Origin of the sequence: Azonexus hydrophilus (assembly GCF_001956855.1) — a bacterium.
Classification (GTDB): Bacteria; Pseudomonadota; Gammaproteobacteria; order Burkholderiales; family Rhodocyclaceae; genus Azonexus; species Azonexus hydrophilus_A.
In genome coordinates this window covers 370,256-388,212 of record NZ_MTHD01000001.1, presented here as the reverse complement: position 1 = coordinate 388,212, position 17,957 = coordinate 370,256, and the positions used below count along the sequence as shown (strand labels likewise).

Here is a 17,957-nt window from a genome sequence, read left to right as displayed (position 1 = left end):
CACGGAGCCAAACTAAAAACACTGACAAATCTGCAAGGAGTGCCCGATGGCAGAACCGGATTCCCTGATCGGCAAAGCGTCTCGACCGGTCGTGCTCGCCGTCGACGATGTGCCGGCCAATCTGGCAGTCGCTTCGGCCATGCTGGAGGCCCTTGATGTCGATATCCGGCTGGCCGAAGACGGACCGACCGCCTTGCAATATGCCGAACTGGAACCGCAGCCCGACCTGATCCTGCTAGACGTCATGATGCCCGGCATGGACGGACATACCGTGCTCGCCCGGCTACGTGCAAATACCGCCACACGGCACATCCCGGTCATTTTCGTCACCGCCCTTGATTCGCCCAGCGACGAGCAGTCCGGGCTGCTCGAAGGCGCCGTGGACTACATCACCAAACCGCTGCAGGCCGCCGTCTTTCGTGCCCGGGTACAGAACCACATCGAACTGAAACGGGCGCGCGACCAGCTGGCCCGACAAAATGCCGGGCTGGAACAGGAAGTAAAACGCCGCCTGCTGGAAAACCAGCAACTTGCCACCCGGCTGCAGCTCACCCTGTCCGCATCCGGACTCGGCATCTGGGAATACCACTACGCCAGCGATCGCATCGAATGGAATCACGACCTCTGCCAGATGCTCGGACTCGAGCGCTCTCCCGTAACCCTGGCCGAAAGTTTCGAGCACATCCATCCGGAAGACCGTGCGCGCATCGAACAGGCGATGCGCCACCCACCGCCGCCAGGCGCCGAAATCCGGATCGAGGAATTCCGCATGCAGCACGCCGACGGCCACTGGCTGTGGGTTGAGGGACGCGGTCAGGCCCTGCATCTGGATAGCCAGGGAAAAACACTGCTGACCGCTGGCACGATCTCCGACATCAGCCAGCGCAAGCAGGTAGAAATCGAGCAGCAACTGGCTTCCGTCGTATTTACCGGCATCAGCGACGGCATCTGCATTACCGATCGCGACACCCGCATCCTGACGGTCAACGATGCCTTCATGCGTGTCACCGGCTATTCGGCACAGGAAGCCATCGGCCGCACCCCTGCCATGCTCAAATCCGGCAAGCACGGCACCGCCTTCTACCAGGGCCTGTGGGAAACCCTGAACAAGCAGGACAACTGGCAGGGAGAAATAACCAACCGGCGCAAGGACGGCGAACTGGTCACCGAATGGCTGAACATTTCGGCCGTCCGCGACAAGGCCGGATCCCTGACCCACTATGTCGGCCTGTTCAGCGACCTGTCGGAACGCCAGGAGGCCGCCGAGCGCATCCAGTACCTGTCGAGTTTCGATCCGCTGACCGACCTGCCCAACCGCAACCTGCTGACCGACCGTCTGTCGCAGGCGCTGATCAACGCCAACCGCTTCGACCGGCAGACGGCCGTGATCCTGCTCGACCTCGACCGCTTCCGCCTGGTCAACGAAAGCTTCGGCCCACCGGTCGGCGATTCGCTGCTGCAGGAAGTTGCCCGCCGCCTGATGCTGCAGGTGCGCGATGGCGACACCGTCGGTCGCCGCTCCGGCACCGAGTTCGGCTTCGTCATGGCCAACATGGGCCACGAACGCGATGCCTTCGCCCTGGCCCAGCGCCTGCTGGAAGCCATCGCTGTTCCCTTTTCCGCCAACGGCCAGTCACTGTTGTTGACCGCCAGCATCGGCATCAGCCTCGCCCCGCGCGACGGCGACACCCCCGACACACTGCTGAAAACCGCCGACATCGCGCTGGCCCGCGCCAAACAGGCCGGCCGCAATACATTCCGCTTCTATTCACCGGAGATGGATGCCGATGCTGCCCGTCGCCTCGGCCTGGAAACGGCCTTGCGCGATGCCCTCGCCAACAACGAGCTGGCCGTTTTCTACCAGCCGCAAGTCAGCCTCGACAGTGGCAAGGTGATCGGCATGGAGGCCCTGCTGCGCTGGAACAATCCGCAGTTCGGCTCGGTCTCGCCGGCCGAGTTCATTCCGCTGGCGGAAGACAACGGGCTCATCCTGCCGATCGGCGAATGGGTCCTGCACACCGCCTGCCACCAGGCCCGGCGCTGGCATGACCTGGGACTGGCCTCGCCGCTGCGTCTTGCGGTCAACCTCTCCGCCAGGCAATTTCGCCAGGCCAACCTGGCGCAGACGGTGGCCCGGGCACTGGCCGAAAGCGGCCTGCCGGCCAACGCGCTGGAACTCGAAATCACGGAAAGCGCCTTCATCGACGACGTCGACGAAGCGATTGCGATGTGCCACAAGTTGAAGAAACTCGGCATCAAGCTCTCGCTCGACGATTTCGGCACCGGCTACTCGTCGCTGTCCTATGTTTCGCGCTTTCCCTTCGACAAGATCAAGATCGACCAGAGCTTCGTCCGCGACATCATCGAAAACCCCGTGAATGCGGCAATCGCCACCTCGGCGATCGTCATGGCCCGCAGCCTGAACCTGTCGATCCTTGCCGAGGGCGTCGAGACCGAAGCCCAGGCGCGCTTCCTGCGCGGGCGACGCTGCGACGCCATCCAGGGCTACCTGTTCAGCCCGGCCTTGCCCGCTGCCGAATTCGAACAACTGCTGGCCGGACGCTGCAGCCTGCCGATTGCCGACTTGCCGTCAGATGGCAAGCAGACACTGCTCATCGTCGACGACGAGCCGAACATTCTCAATGCCCTGTCACGCCTGCTCCGCCGCGAAGGTTTCCAGATCCTGACTGCGACCTCGCCGCTCGATGCGTTCGAACATCTGGCCAAGCAACCGGTTCACGTCATCCTCTCCGACCAGCGCATGCCGGAAATGTCCGGCACCGAGTTTTTTTCGCGCGTTCGCCAGCTCTACCCGGACACCATCCGCATCGTCCTCACCGGCTATACCGACCTCGACTCGGTCACCGGTGCCATAAATCGCGGTGCCATCTACAAGTTCCTGACCAAGCCCTGGGATGATGATCAATTGCGCGAGGAAGTCCGCCAGGCATTCCGGCTGGCCAAGGAAAACCAGCGCCGCAACGCAGGAGAGGAACACTGATGCCGGCAGCCAGTTTCGACGCCCACTGGCCGGTCATCGTCCTGATCGGCGTGATGGCCTTGTTGCTGCCCGGTGTCCTGCTGGCCCGCCTGCATCGCGAACAGAAGCATTTCCGCGCCATCTTCGAAAACGCCATGGTCGGCATGGCCCGCTCCTCGGTCGAGCGACGCTGGATCGAGGTCAATCCAGCCCTGTGCCAGATGCTCGGCTACTCGGCCAAAGCGTTGACCAGTTGCGACTGGATCGACCTGACGCATCCCGACGACCGCCAGACCAACATCCAGCTGTTCGAATCCGTTCTGCGCGGCGAATGTGACGGGTTCGCGCTGGAAAAACGTTTCCTGCGCCCCGACGGCAGCGTCGTCTTCGTCAACCTGGCGGCGCAAGCGATCCGCCTATCCAACAAGCAGGTTGATTACTTCACCGTGGTCATCGAGGACATCACCCAGCGCCAGCTGGCGGAAAAGCAGTTCGCCAACCAGGTCGATCGCTCGATGGTCCTGATCGAACTGCCGCAGAAGGCGGAAACCCTCGACGAGCACGGCTTCATGCAATACGCGCTGGAGCGCGCCGAATCCTTGACCGGCAGCCGCATCGGCTTCATGCATTTCATCAACGATGACGGCGAAAGCATCGAACTGATTGCCTGGTCGCGCAACACGCTGGAAAAATACTGCACGGCCGTCGCCGATCGCCATTACCCGCTCAGCAAAGCCGGCATCTGGGCCGATGCGGCGCGCACGCGCGAACCGCTGATGGTGAATGACTACGCCACTGCCACCAATCGACATGGACTGCCCGACGGCCACTCCAAGATGACCCGCCTGATCAGCGTGCCGGTCATCGAAAACGGCATCGTGCGCATGATGACCGGCGTCGGCAACAAGGACGAAAACTACACCACCTACGACATCGAAACCGTCCAGCTTATCGGCAACGAAACCTGGCGGATCGTCCGCCGCCAGCGTGCCGACAAGGCACTGCGCCTGGCCATGCAGGTGGTCAACGCCAGCCCGGTCGTCTGTTTCCGCTGGGCCGCCAGCAATGGCTGGCCGGTCGTCTTTGTCTCGGAAAACGTCCGCCAGTGGGGGTACACCCCGGAACAACTGCAATCCGGACAGCCCGGTTTTGCCAGCATCGTCCATCCTGACGACCTCAGCCGCATCGCCGACGAGGTGATGAAACACACGGCCGCCGGCGCCCCCGGCTACGAACAGGAATACCGCCTGATCACCGCAGAAAACAAGGTGATCTGGGTCGTCGACCGCACCAAGGTGACGCGCGACGAGCACGGCCTGCCGGTGTTCTACGATGGCGTGCTCACCGACATCACCGAACGCAAGCAGCAGCAGTTGCTGATTTCCGACAACCTGACCCACCAGAGGCAATTGAACAAGCGCCTGGAAGAAGCCAACAACCAGTTGCTGCAGTCGGAAAAAATGGCCTCGATCGGCCAGCTCGCCGCCGGTATTGCCCATGAGCTGAACAATCCGATCGGCTTCGTCCATTCCAACCTTGGCACGCTGGACGGCTATCTCCACGACTTGATGACCATCGTCGATGCCTACTCCACGGCCGCCGAACAGCAGGACGAAAGCCGCCCAAACCTGAGGGCCATCGAACAGCTGCGTGAAGAGCGCGATTTCGACTTCATGCGCGAAGACATCTTCAAACTGCTCGCCGAGTCGAAGGACGGGATCGGCCGGGTACGCAAGATCGTCCAGGACCTGAAGACCTTCTCGCGCGTCGGCGAACAGGAATGGCAGGAAGCCGACCTGCATCAGGGCATCGATTCAACGCTGAACATCGTCTGGAACGAACTCAAGTACAAGTGTCAGGTGATCAAGGAATATGGCGACATCCCGCCGGTCTATTGCCTGATATCGCAACTCAACCAGGTTTTCATGAACATGCTGGTCAATGCCGGGCACGCCATCGAAAAGAAGGGCACGATCACCATCCGTACGCAACGGGCTGGCGACGACAAGGTCTGCATCGAGTTTTCCGATACCGGCAACGGCATCGACCCGGAAAACCTGCGCCGCATCTTCGAACCCTTCTTCACCACCAAACCGATCGGCAAGGGCACCGGCCTCGGGCTGTCGGTCTCCTACAATATCGTCCAGCGGCATCAAGGCGAAATTGCCGTCGACAGCATTCCCGGACAAGGCACCACCTTCCGCATCACGCTGCCCATCCACCCGACCACCAGCGCCGCACAGGAGAATCCACAATGACCGAGGCGAGCGACGCGCCCACCCTGCTCCTCGTCGATGACGAGCCGAGCATCCTGTCAGCCCTGCGCCGGCTGTTCCGGCCCCACGGCTACCGCATCTTCACCGCCGAAAGCGGTGCTGCCGGACTGGCCATCCTGGAACAGGAAAGCATCGACCTGATCATTTCCGACATGCGCATGCCAGAAATGGATGGCGCCACCTTCCTCAAGCAGGTTCGCCAGCGCTGGCCGCAGGCGATGCGCATCCTGCTCACCGGCTACGCCGACATCACCTCGACGGTATCGGCGATCAACGAAGGCGAGATCTATCGCTACATCGCCAAGCCCTGGGACGATACCGAAATGCTCACCGTCGTCCGCGAGGCGACCGAGCGGCAGCGCCTGGAATCCGAAAACCGCCGCCTGACCGCCCTGACCCAGGCGCAGAACGAGGAACTGAAATCGCTCAACGCCAGCCTCGAACAGAAGGTTGCCGAGCGCACGGCCGAATTGCGTCAGGCGCTGAGCTTCGTCGAACAGGCGCATAGCGAACTGAAGAAATCCTTCATGACCAGCGTCCAGGTCTTCGCCGGCCTGATCGAACTGCGCAGCGGCCCGGTCGGCAAACAGCTGGCCGGCCATGGCCGGCGCGTGGCCGAGCATGCGCGCGCCGTCGCCAAACGCATGGGACTGAACGACAGCGAAGTGCAGAACATCATGCTCGCCGGCCTGCTGCACGACATCGGCAAGCTCGGGCTGCCCGACGACCTGCTCGGCAAACCCTACAACATGCTCGGCGCCGAGCAGCGTGCGCTGGTCATGAAGCACCCGGTGATTGGCCAGAACATCCTGATCGGTATCGACAAGTTCAAGGACGCCGCGCTGATCGTCCGCCACCATCACGAATGCTACGACGGCAGCGGCTACCCGGACCGCATCGCCGGCATCGCCATTCCGCAGGGCGCGCGCATCCTGACGGTGGTCAACGAATATGATTCACTCCAGATCGGCACGCTGGTCCAGCGCCCGCTGAAGCCGACCGAGGCCATCGACTTCCTGATCGAGAACCGGGGCAAGCGTTACGACCCTGCTGCGGTCGACGTCTTCGTCAAGCTGATTTCCGAAACCCTGAAAACCGGCCCGGTCGAACTGCCGTTGCGCACCATGCACCTCAAGCCGGGCATGACGGTGAGTCGCGACCTGATGCATCGGGACGGCTACCTGCTGCTCGCCACCGGCAGCGTCCTCAACGCCGAAATCATCGGCCAGTTGCTGCGCCTCGAGCAGGCAGAACAACAGAATCTTACGGTCTACATCCGCCAGGAGGAAAAATGAGCCGCATCCTGATCGTCGACGACGAGGCCTCCATTCTCAAAGCCCTGCAGCGACTGCTGCGCGTCGCACCATGCACGTACGGCAGCAAGCAGTTCACGCTCGACGTGGTCGCTGCCAATTCTCCGTTGGAGGCGTTGAAGATCGCCCGCCAGGAAGATTTCGACCTGTTCATCAGCGATTACCGCATGCCGGAAATGGACGGCATCGAATTCCTCAAGGCGGCCAAGGCGATCCAGCCCGATGCCGCGCGCCTGATCCTGTCCGGCTATGCCGACCTCAATGCGCTGGTCCGTGCGGTCAACGAAGTCGGCATCGAACGTTTCATCGGCAAGCCATGGAACGATTACGACCTGATGTCGGCCATCGGCCAGGCCCTGGCCCATCGCGACCTGCTGCTGGAAAATCGCCAGCTGGCCGATCTGGTGCGCCTGGAAATGGGTGACAAGACAGCGGAACAGCTGGAAGCGGAACGCCTGGAACGCCTGGAACCCGGCATCACCAAGGTTAACTGGGGTGCCGATGGTTCAGTGGTGCTCGACCCCGGCGTGGATTGACGCATGCCCGAACTGGACGACAAGCGCCTGAGTTTCAAGCTGGTCTATTACGGCCCGGCGCAAAGCGGCAAGACGACCAATCTCCTGCGCCTGCATGATCTGCTGGCGCCGGAATTGAAGGGCGAGGTGATGACCATGGAGACACAGGACGACCGCACGCTGTTCTTCGACCTGCTGCCCCTCGGCTTTCGCGCCCCTTCCGGCCTGCTGATCAAGTGCCGCTTGTTTACCGTGCCTGGTCAGGTCGCTCATGACGGCACACGCAAGGCCGTGCTGTCGCGGGCAGATGGCGTTGCCTTCATCGCCGACAACCAGCGCAACCAGGAAACCAACAATGCCGAGTCTTTCCGCAGCCTGACCGAAAACTGCGCCCGCGTCGGCATCGACATCGAACACCTGCCGCTGCTTGTCCAGTTCAACAAATGCGACCTGCCGACGGCCGTCCCCGAAGCCGAAATCCGTAGCCGCTGGGGCAGCACCCCGTGGCCGCTGCAATTTGCCTCGGCACTGAACGGGCTGGGCGTACGCGAAAGTTTCGCCACCCTGCTGGCCCTGCTCTACCGGCGCCAGAATGCCGAGTACGCCCTGGCCGAACAACATGGCCTGAGTGAAGCGGCTTTTGTCGCAGGTTTGCTGGGGCAAGCATGAATCCGTCCGGCTTCGACCGCGAATGGCAACTTGGCGAACTGCTCGACAGCGCGCAACTGAGCCGCCTCGGCGCAGCCCTCGCCAGCCTCCTTGGCGGTGACTGCGCCATCGCCGACGGCAACGGGCAGCCGCTGCTCGGCCACATTGCACCGACTGCCCGACGCCAGGCCATCGCCCTCGAACTGGAACCGGTGGCCATCCTCCACAGTGCCAGTGCCGACGACCGGCAACTCGCTGCTGCCGGCGAATTGCTGCACGCCGTGCTGCGCGCCCAGGTCCGCTTCCGCATGGCATCGGCGCTGCACCTTGAAGCCATCGCCGAGGATTTCGAATCGCTGAAGCGGGAACATGCCCACCTGCTTGAATCGGAAGCCCGTTACCGCAAGCTCGCCGCTGAACTCGATGCGCGCGTCAAGGCACAGGTGGCGCAACTGGAAGAGCGCCAGCAGATGCTCTACGAAGCGGAAAAACTGGCGTCAGTCGGCCAGCTCGCTGCCGGCATGGCCCATGAAATCAACAACCCGCTGGGCTTCGTGCGCAGCAACCTGGCCAGCTTCCAGCGCTACCTGACACAGTTCGCTGCGTTGCGCGGGCGCCTGAGCGCTGATCTGGCAGCCTGGCAGGAACTGGATCTCGATTTCCTGGTGGAAGATGGCGGCGACCTGCTGCGCGAGAGCGATCAGGGGCTTGAGCGTATTGCCCGCATCGTTGGCGATTTGAAGGCTTTTTCCAATGTCGACCGCGCCAGCGAGGCGTTCACCGATCCCAACGACTGCATCCGCCAGGCAGCAGCCGTCATTGAAGCCCAGCTGCCCGCCGGCATCAGCCTGCAACTCGACCTGCTGCCGCTGCCGTCCATCGTCTGCCTGCCCGGCCATCTCAAGCAGGCGCTGTTCAACATTCTGCGCAATGCCATGCAGGCGATCACCGACAGTGGCCAGCCCGGTACCATCAAGGTCAGTTCGGAAGCCACGGTGAGCGGACTGTACATCCGCATTCACGACACCGGCATCGGCATGCGCCCGGAGCAGATCGAGCATGCCTTCGAACCTTTCTACACCACGCGACCGGTCGGCCATGGCGTCGGCCTCGGACTGTCCACCGCCCGCAGCATCATCCTCGCGCACAGTGGAACAGTTTCGCTGAGCAGCCAGCCGGATGCCGGCACCACCGTCACGATGACCTTTCCGGCCCCGCCATGACCGATTATTCAGCCCTGTTCACCGGCAAGACCCCTGCCCCCCAGGCCCCGGCAAGCCATCTGACACCACCGCGCTACCGCCTGCTGCTGGTCGATGACGAGCCAGGCATCGTGCGCGCGTTGAGCCGCGTCTTCCGCCAGGAAAACTACGAGGTGGTCACTGCCGGAAACGGCGAGGAAGGCCTGCAACGCATGGCCGAAGGCAGCTTCCATCTGGTGATCAGCGACTTCATGATGCCCGGCATGGATGGCGCCCGCTTCCTGCGCGAGGTCAAGCAGCGCTCGCCGGACACCATCCGCATCATGCTCACCGGCCATGCCAACACTGATGCGGTGATGGGGGCAATCAACGAGGGGGCCGTCTACAAGTTCATTCTCAAACCCTGGAACGACGACGACCTGCGCATCACGGTCGCCCTGGCCCTCGAACAGCACGACCTGATCAGCCGCAATCGCGCGCTGAAGGCCGAGAACGACAAGAAGAGCAAGGAGATATCGGCGCTTTCCCGCCTCGCCGCGTCGAACCGCAGCCGCCTGGGCATCATGCTGCACAAGCAGAACCTGCTGTCCTCCGCGCAACTGCAGGAACTCAGCCAGCTCCAGGAGCGGCGCAAGGAATCACTGATCGTCCTGCTGCTGGAAAAGGACTGGGTCCCGGAAAGGCGCATCCGGCAATTGCTGAAGAGCGAAATGCTGATCGACGAGGTGCAGTTGCCGGAGTTCCAGGTCGACAGCGCGCTGACCGAATTGATTCCGCACAGCTTCTGCAGCCGGCAACTGGTGGTGCCGCTGAAACTGCAGGGACGCCGCCTGCTGCTGGCCATGGCCGATCCGCTCGACGAGGGCCTGATCGACGAAGTCCGCTTCACCGCCGGCCTCGACATCGACGCAGTAACTGCCGATGTCGCTGCGATCCGCAAGAAGATCAACGAAATCTACGGCGGCGACGACGTCGATTTCAAGGATCTGGAAACCCTGGTCGGTTCTCCCGATCCGTACGAAGGCATCGAGATCGTCATCGAGGACAGCGACGATGCCCGCCTTGAAGACCTGCTGCGCGACACCGAGGCGCCACCGGCCATTCGTCTGGCCAATGCGATCATTCTCGAAGCCATTCGCCTGGGCGCGTCGGACATACACATCCAGCCGAGAACCAAGAGCGTCGTCGTCCGTTACCGCATCGACGGCGTGCTCACCGACAAGATCCAGATCCCGCACCAGTTGCATCAGTCGCTGGTGTCGCGGCTGAAGATCATGGCCGAGCTCGACATTTCCGAACGCCGGCGGCCGCAGGACGGACGAATCACGGTGAAGACCCCGATGCGCATGGTTGACCTGCGCATCTCGACGCTGCCTACGATCAATGGCGAAAAAATCGTCATGCGCATCCTCGACCGCAATGCTGCGGTGCACTCGCTCGACCGGCTCGGTTTTGCCGCCAGCGACCAGCGCCGTGTCGCCGACATGGTGGCCAGACCGCAAGGCATCATCCTCGCCACCGGCCCGACCGGCAGCGGCAAGACGACGACGCTGTACTCACTGCTGCAGCACGATGCGACCCCGGAAAAGAACTACGTGACGATCGAGGACCCGGTCGAGTACTACCTCGACATGGCCGGCCAGGTGCTGATCCGGGAAAAGATCGGCCTGACCTTTCCGGCCGTGCTGCGCTCGCTGCTGCGCCAGGACCCGGACGTCATCCTGCTCGGCGAGATACGCGATTTCGAAACTGCGGAAGTCGCCTTTCACGCAGCGCTGACTGGCCACCTCGTCTATTCGACGCTGCACACCAACTCGGCCATTGCCACCATCGCCCGCCTGTTCGATCTCGGTCTGAAACCCTATGTCATCGCCACCGCCCTGGAAGGCATCATCGCCCAGCGCCTGGTCCGCCGTGTCTGTCCCGAATGCAGTACAACCAGGGCTGCTGACCCGATGCTGCGGGCCCGCCTCGGCGGCGTCTTTTCCAGCATCGTGGAAACCAGCCACGGCGCCGGCTGCAACCATTGCCACGGCAGCGGCTACAAGGGCCGTGTCGGCATCTACGAGGTGCTGACGCTCGACGATGACCTGCGCGACCGTATCGGCAGCAGCGCCAGCATCCTGGAAATCCGCCGCCTGGTCCGCCAGAAGGGGCTGCGCAACATCGCCCACCACGCCGCCGAACGCATCGCCGCCGGCGCCACCACTTTCGAGGAAGTCCTGCGTGTGCTCGGCCCGCAGGCAGGAGAGGAATGACCATGGACGCCTTCGTCTGGGACCAGCGCTACGTGACGGGAGAAACCCTCGTCGACGGCGAGCACCAGGAACTGGTGCGCCTGATCAACACGATCATCGAACTGCAGTCGAAGTACGCCGATACGGCAACCGTCGCCGGCGTGCTCGACCAGCTTGTGCAATACGCCGTCGTGCACTTTGCCCATGAAGAAGAGTTGATGGTCGCCAGCGGCTGCGATCCGCGCTTCACTGCCAGGCACACGGCCATCCATCGCAGCTTCGCCGAGCAGGTGAGCAAATTGCGCGCAATGCCGGATGGCAGCGTCGAACTGGAGCAGTTGCTGAACTATCTGACCAGCTGGCTGGCCCAGCACATTCTCGGCATGGACAAGGCAATGGCCCGCCAGATCGCCCGTATCCGCGCCGGCACCAGCGCCCAGACCGCCTACGAGGAAGAGGCACAGCACGCCACTGATCCGGCAACCTCCAGCATGCTCGACGCCATGGCTGCGTTGTACCGCATCATCAGCACGCGTAACGATGCGTTGACGGAACTGAACCGCAATCTTGAGGGCAAGGTCGTCGAACGCACCAACGCCCTGAAGGAAAGCAACCGCAAGCTACTAGAGTCGGAGCACAAACGGGCCAGCGATTCCCGCCGCAACCTGCAGCTGTTCCTCTCCCAGATCATCGATGGTGACCCGGTGCCGACACTGGTGATCGATGCCAGCCACCGCATCACCCACTGGAACAAGGCCTGCGCTGCAATCAGCGGCCTGCCGGCGGAACAGATGGTTGGCACCTGGGACCAGTGGAAGGCTTTCTACCCGGAATCGCGCCCGATCATGGCCGACCTGATCGTCGACGGCAGCCTGGAGGAACGTTTCGACAACTATTACCACAACCTTTTCCGGCGCTCGAAAACCATCGCCGACGCCTTCGAGGCCGAGAGCTTCTTCCCGCATCTCGGCAGCAGCGGCCGCTGGCTGTTCTTCACCACAGCCCCCATCCGCGACAGTGACGGCAAGATCATCGGTGCCATCGAAACCCTGCAGGATGTCACCGAGCGTCGCCTGGCCGAAGAACAGTTGCTGCAATACCAGGGGCAACTGGAAGCCCAGGTGGAAAGCCGTACGCAGGCACTGGCACGGGCCAACCAGCAACTGGCAAAGGAACACGAGGAGCTGACCAACCTGCTGCGCAAGATCGAGGAAGCCCAGCAACAGTTGCTGCAATCGGAGAAGATGGCGGCGATCGGCCAACTGGCTGCCGGCGTCGCCCACGAAATCAACAACCCGATCGGTTTCGTCAATTCCAACCTGGGCTCGCTGAAAACCTACACGACCAATCTGCTGCACCTGATCGATGCCTACGAATCCGGTCAAGCGGCGGCAATTGCCGAGGCAAAGCGCCAGGCCGACCTGGAGTTCCTGCGGGAAGATCTGCCGTCGCTGCTGGCGGAATCGCAGGAAGGGCTCGACCGGGTCACACGCATCGTCCAGGACCTGAAGGATTTTTCCCGCGTAGATCAGGCCGAGCGGCAGCGCGCCGATCTCAATGCCGCATTGCACAGCACGCTCAATGTCGTGCGCAACGAACTGAAATACAAAGCCGACGTCATCATCGAACTTGGCGAAATTCCAGAGATCGACTGCGTTCCGGCACAGTTGAACCAGGTCTTCATGAACCTGCTGGTCAATGCCGCCCAGGCCATTCCCGAACGCGGCAAGATTTTCGTCCGTTCAGGACTTGAGCGCGATCATGTCTGGTTTGAAATCGAGGACACCGGTAGCGGGATGAGCGAAGAAACCCGGCATCGCATCTTCGAACCCTTCTTCACGACCAAACCGGTCGGCAAGGGAACCGGTCTCGGGCTGTCGATTTCCTACGACATCATCGTCAAGAAACATCATGGCCGGGTGGATGTGCGCAGCGAACCGGGCAAGGGCACCTGCTTCCGCATCTGGCTGCCCATCGACGCCCCCGCCAACGACTAGAAAAGCTCGGCGTCGCCGTAGGTCGGATTGGCGAAAGTGCCGCGTTCGACCAGTTCGTGGAAATCGTACACCCGGTTCCGCCCGTCCTGCTTCGCCTGGTAGAGACTGCGATCGGCACGGCTGAGAACCTCGACCGGCAGGATCGTGGCATCGACCTCGGCGTAGCCGATACTTACGGTCAACGCCTCGATCCGCGGGAAAATGTGCGCCTCGATGGCCAGGCGCACACGCTCGAAGACATTCCGGGCAATCGCCTCGTTCTCGGCCGAGATGATGGCGACGAATTCTTCGCCGCCGTAGCGGTAAAGCAGGTCCGAAGAACGGAAGGTGGTCTGCATCAGGCGCGCAGCCAGCAACAGGATCTCGTCACCGACCATGTGGCCGAAGGTATCGTTGATCCGCTTGAAATGGTCAATGTCGATGACTGCCAGCCAGAACTTGTCGGGCAACTGGCTGCGCCGACCGTCTTCGCGCTCGTTGAAGGCATCGGGACGAACCATTGCCGACCAGATGCGCTCGAAATTGTTTTCCAGCGCCTGGCGGTTGAGCAGGCCGGTCAGCCGGTCACGCTGGCTGACATCGAGCAGCGCGTAGTAATTCGAGAACACTTCGAGGACGCCACGTATCGTCGCATCTTCGTTTGGTGACGCCTCCCGGTCACGCTGGAAAACGAAGTAACCGCACACTTCATCGCCTCCCAGCAACGGATAGGCAATCAGCATCTGGCCATCGAGCGCGCGCGTGCACGGCTTGCCGAGCAGACGAACATTCTCGGTCAGGGCAATGACTTCAGGCGGCACTTCGGATAGCTGGACGATTTCCTCGATGCGCTCGACCATGCGCGCAACCCCGTCACCATCCACCACCTTGGAACGATGATAGTGGATGACGCGCGCCAGCAACTGGCCATCGTCGAGCCGGTACAGCGAGGTGTCGAGAACACCGAGCAGCGGCCCCAGCGTACGCAACAGGCTTTGCTCGAGCAGCTCGGTATCACGGATCGAAGTCATCACCCCGAGTTTGCCAAGCAGGCCTGGCACCCGAAGTTGGCTGGGGTTGTTCAACATGCGCATTTTCAAGGCCTTTATTGCCTGCTTATGACCGGGTTCGTATCTTAATCCCCGGCATCGATCGATTGATCAATTTTTGTAAAAAATGACACAAAAAAAGGGGCCCGAAGGCCCCGAAAGGAAAGAGATCCAAGTCGTTTGCTGTTCTCCCTGGTCTCTTACGCAGAGTACGCTTACATGTTCGGGTAATTCGGCCCGCCACCGCCCTCCGGCACCGTCCACACGATATTCTGGGTCGGGTCCTTGATATCGCAGGTCTTGCAGTGCAGGCAGTTCTGGCCGTTGATCTGCAGTCGCGGCTGGCCTTCGTCCTCACCGAGGATTTCGTAGACGCCGGCCGGGCAGTAACGCGTTTCCGGCGCACCGTACTTCGCGTAATTGAGCGACACCGGCACCGACTCGTCCTTCAGGCGCAAGTGGCACTGCTGGTTTTCCTCATGGTTGGTCGCCGACAGGAAAACCGACGACAGGCGGTCAAAAGTCAGCTTGCCATCCGGCTTCGGGTAATCGATCTTCGCGTAGGCCGTCTTGTAGCCAAGCTGGCTGTGATCGTCGTGATGCCCCATGGTCCACGGCGCCTTGCCGCGGAACACGAAGGTGTCGAGCGCGCCGTAAGCCAGGCCACCCCACAAGCCCCACTTGAACGCCGGACGGATGTTGCGCACGCCGTGCAGTTCGTCCCACAGCCAGCTCTTCTTCAGTTGCCCGCTGTATTCGACCGCTTCCATGCCCCAGTCTTCCTTTTCCAGCAGGGCAAAAACGGCATCGGCAGCAAGCAGGCCTGACTGCATGGCCATGTGCGTGCCCTTGATCTTCGGCACATTGAGGAAGCCGGCGGTGTCGCCAACCAGCAGGCCACCGGGGAAGGTCAGTTTCGGCACCGACTGGATGCCGCCTTCGGACAGCGCCCGGGCACCATAGGAAATGCGCCGGCCACCTTCAAAGAAGCCACGAATCGCCGGGTGCGTCTTGTAGCGCTGGAATTCCTCGTACGGCGACAGCCAGGGGTTCTTGTAGTCGAGGCCGACGACGAAGCCGACGGCGACCAGGTTGTTTTCCAGGTGATACAGGAAGGAGCCGCCGTAGGTGTCGTTGGCCAGCGGCCAGCCGACCGAGTGCACGATCAGGCCCGGCTGATGCTTCGCCGGATCGATTTCCCACAATTCCTTGATGCCGATGCCGTAGGTCTGCGGATCGGCGCCATCGCGCAGCTTGAAGCGCTCGAACAGCTGGCCGGTCAAGGAACCGCGGCAGCCTTCGGCAAAAATCGTCTGGCGGGCGATCAGTTCCATGCCCGGCTGGAAGTTGTGGCCGGGCTGACCGTCCTTGCCGATGCCGAGATCGCCGGTGGCAACGCCCTTGACCGAGCCATCCTCGTGGTAGAGGACTTCAGCGGCAGCGAAACCCGGATAGATCTCGACGCCGAGCGCTTCCGCCTGCTCGCCGAGCCAGCGGCAGAAGTTGCCCAGGCTGACGATATAGTTGCCGTGGTTGGCCATCTGCGGCGGCGTCGGCAGCTTGAACGAGCCGCCCTCGGTGAGGAACAGGAAACGGTCCTCGGCGGCCGGCGTGTTCAGCGGCGCGCCGCGCTCTTGCCAGTCCGGGAACAGTTCGGCCAGCGCCCGGGTTTCGATGACGGCGCCGGAGAGGATGTGAGCCCCGATTTCCGAGCCCTTTTCCAGCAGGCACACCGAAACTTCACGACCGGCCTTGGCCGCCAGTTGCTTGACGCGGATCGCCGCCGACAGCCCCGAAGGGCCGCCGCCGACGATCACGACATCGTATTCCATCGCATCGCGATCAGTCCGCATGATGGCGCCTTAGAAAAGGTTTTCCGGCAAGCCGAATACCGCCGCCGCGCCACCGGTGACTTCGCTGGCGTAAGCCGCCGCGAACGGCAGGCGGTGCGTGGCGAAGTATTCGGCGGTTGCCAGCTTGGCCTGGTAGAAGGCATCGCTGTCACCGGCAGCAATACGCTGCGCGGCGATGGCTGCCGACTTGGCCATCAGCCAGCCGCCGGCAACGATGCCGGTGAGGTGGAGGAAGGGCACCGAACCGGCGTGCACGGCCTGCGGATTGCTCTCGTAGTTGGCAATGACCCAGTCAGTTGCGGTCGACAGCGAATTTGCCCCGTTTTTCAGGTTGACCGCAATATTCGCCAATGACGGATTGCCGGCGAGTTCGGCGGCGGTTGCGTTGATTTCGGCCAGCATCGCCTTCATGCCGGCGCCCGGCACCTTCTCGCGGGCCAGCTTGCGGCCGACCAGGTCGTTCGCCTGGATCGCCGTCGTGCCTTCGTAGATGGTGGTGATGCGCGAATCGCGGTAGTACTGGCAGGCACCGGTTTCCTCGATGAAGCCGACGCCGCCGAAGACCTGCAGCGCAGCGGACGACAGTTCAACCCCTTGCTCGGTGCTCCAGCCCTTGACCACCGGCGTCAGCAGGTCGATGCGGGCCTGGGCGACGGCATCGCCGGCATGTGCCTTGTCGATCTGGGCAGCGGCGTAGTAGGCCAGCGTACGCATCGCCTCGGTACGCGCCTTGACGTCCATCAGCAGACGGCGGACATCCGGGTGATGCAGGATCGGTTTCTTGACGCCGGACTTGTCGCCGACGATCGCCCCCTGGATGCGTTCGCGGGCGTACCACAGCGCATGCTGGTAGGCGCGCTCGGCGATGCCGACGCCTTCGAGGCCGACATTGACGCGGGCGTGGTTCATCATCGTGAACATGTAGCCGATGCCCTTGTTTTCCTCGCCGATCAGGTAGCCGACGGCGCCTTCCTTCTCGCCGTAGGACATCACCGCCGTCGGGCTGCCGTGGATGCCCATCTTGTGTTCGATTGAGGCGCAGATCAGGTCGTTGCGCTGGCCCAGCGAACCGTCGTCATTGACCAGGAACTTCGGCACCAGGAACAGCGAGATGCCCTTCAGTCCCGGCGGCGCGTCCGGCAGACGGGCGAGTACCAGGTGGATGATGTTTTCGGCGCAGTCGTTCTCGCCCCAGGTGATGAAGATCTTGGTGCCGCTGACCAGATAGGTGCCGTCGCCGACCGCCTTGGCCTTGGTCGAGATGGCGGCGAGATCGGAGCCGGCGGCCGGTTCGGTCAGGTTCATCGTCCCGGACCAGGTGCCTTCGACCATCTTCGGCAGGTATTTCTGTTTCAGTTCATCCGAAGCATGGTGGGCGATCGCCTCGATGGCGCCGCCGGTGAGCATCGGACACAGCGCGAAGGCCATGTTGGCCGACTTCCACATTTCATTGACCGCCATCGTGACGACCGCCGGCAATCCCTGACCGCCGAATTCCGGCGAGAAGGGCATGGCGTTCCAGCCGGTCTCGCAGAACAGCTTGTAGGCATCCTTGAAGCCGGGTGCGGTGGTCACCACGCCATCCTTGCAGACGGAACCGACGGTGTCGCCGGCGCGGTTGATCGGATCGAGCACGCCGGTGGCAAACTTGGAAGCTTCGTCGAGAATGGACTCGACCAGATCGACCGAACATTCCTCGTTCCCCGGCAGGGCGCAAATTTCGTCCAGACCGGCCACGTCGTTGAGAATGAACTGCATGTCGCGCAGCGGGGCAATGTAAGTACTCATTTACAGCTTCCTTTCAGGGTAGGCGACGTCCGGTGGACAGACGTCCGGATGCCCGCCTCGCGCGGGCCCGACTACGAAATTGACTGAAAAGGATGGCCGGACCTGATGGCCCGGCCTATC

11 protein-coding genes are annotated in these 17,957 nt (G+C 62.4%); 8 read left to right on the top strand and 3 right to left on the bottom strand.

Annotation, left to right across the window (positions count from 1 at the left end):
• Positions 1–46 precede the first annotated feature (46 nt).
• From BJN45_RS01860 to BJN45_RS01820, 8 genes are read left to right on the top strand one after another with little or no spacing between them, the layout of a single operon-like run.
• On the top strand, positions 47–3,001 hold the full coding sequence (locus BJN45_RS01860; protein ID WP_076091488.1) for an EAL domain-containing protein: 2,955 nt from the start codon (positions 47–49) through the stop codon (positions 2,999–3,001).
• Positions 3,001–5,238 (top strand): PAS domain S-box protein, encoded by a 2,238-nt coding sequence (locus tag BJN45_RS01855; RefSeq protein ID WP_076091486.1) that lies wholly within the window; start codon positions 3,001–3,003, stop codon positions 5,236–5,238. The genes BJN45_RS01860 and BJN45_RS01855 overlap by 1 nt, the downstream gene beginning before the upstream one ends.
• On the top strand, positions 5,235–6,551 hold the full coding sequence (locus BJN45_RS01850; RefSeq protein ID WP_076091484.1) for an HD domain-containing phosphohydrolase: 1,317 nt from the start codon (positions 5,235–5,237) through the stop codon (positions 6,549–6,551). Before BJN45_RS01855 ends, BJN45_RS01850 begins: the two co-directional genes overlap by 4 nt.
• Positions 6,548–7,105 (top strand): response regulator, encoded by a 558-nt coding sequence (locus BJN45_RS01845; protein WP_076091482.1) that lies wholly within the window; start codon positions 6,548–6,550, stop codon positions 7,103–7,105. The genes BJN45_RS01850 and BJN45_RS01845 overlap by 4 nt, the downstream gene beginning before the upstream one ends.
• A 3-nt stretch (positions 7,106–7,108) precedes the next feature.
• Positions 7,109–7,753 (top strand): GTP-binding protein, encoded by a 645-nt coding sequence (locus BJN45_RS01840; protein ID WP_076091480.1) that lies wholly within the window; start codon positions 7,109–7,111, stop codon positions 7,751–7,753.
• Positions 7,750–8,955, top strand: coding sequence for a sensor histidine kinase (locus BJN45_RS01835; RefSeq protein ID WP_076091478.1), 1,206 nt, complete (start codon positions 7,750–7,752; stop codon positions 8,953–8,955). Before BJN45_RS01840 ends, BJN45_RS01835 begins: the two co-directional genes overlap by 4 nt.
• Entirely contained in the window at positions 8,952–11,192 is a 2,241-nt protein-coding gene (locus BJN45_RS01830) for an ATPase, T2SS/T4P/T4SS family (protein ID WP_076091476.1), read from the top strand. Before BJN45_RS01835 ends, BJN45_RS01830 begins: the two co-directional genes overlap by 4 nt.
• Entirely contained in the window at positions 11,189–13,168 is a 1,980-nt protein-coding gene (locus BJN45_RS01820) for a bacteriohemerythrin (RefSeq protein ID WP_083650726.1), read from the top strand. Before BJN45_RS01830 ends, BJN45_RS01820 begins: the two co-directional genes overlap by 4 nt.
• Here BJN45_RS01820 and BJN45_RS01815 read toward each other — a convergent pair.
• The 3 genes from BJN45_RS01815 to BJN45_RS01805 form a co-directional block, all read right to left on the bottom strand.
• Entirely contained in the window at positions 13,165–14,235 is a 1,071-nt protein-coding gene (locus BJN45_RS01815; RefSeq protein ID WP_076091474.1) for a GGDEF domain-containing protein, read from the bottom strand. The two genes, BJN45_RS01820 and BJN45_RS01815, sit on opposite strands and share 4 nt — an antisense overlap.
• Before the next feature lie 176 nt (positions 14,236–14,411).
• Complete coding sequence (locus tag BJN45_RS01810) at positions 14,412–16,049, bottom strand: electron transfer flavoprotein-ubiquinone oxidoreductase (protein WP_240494473.1); 1,638 nt, start codon at positions 16,047–16,049, stop codon at positions 14,412–14,414.
• Positions 16,050–16,058: 9 nt separating this feature from the next.
• Positions 16,059–17,837, bottom strand: a complete 1,779-nt coding sequence (locus BJN45_RS01805) for an acyl-CoA dehydrogenase C-terminal domain-containing protein (protein ID WP_076091472.1) — start codon at positions 17,835–17,837, stop codon at positions 16,059–16,061.
• Positions 17,838–17,957: the final 120 nt, after the last annotated feature.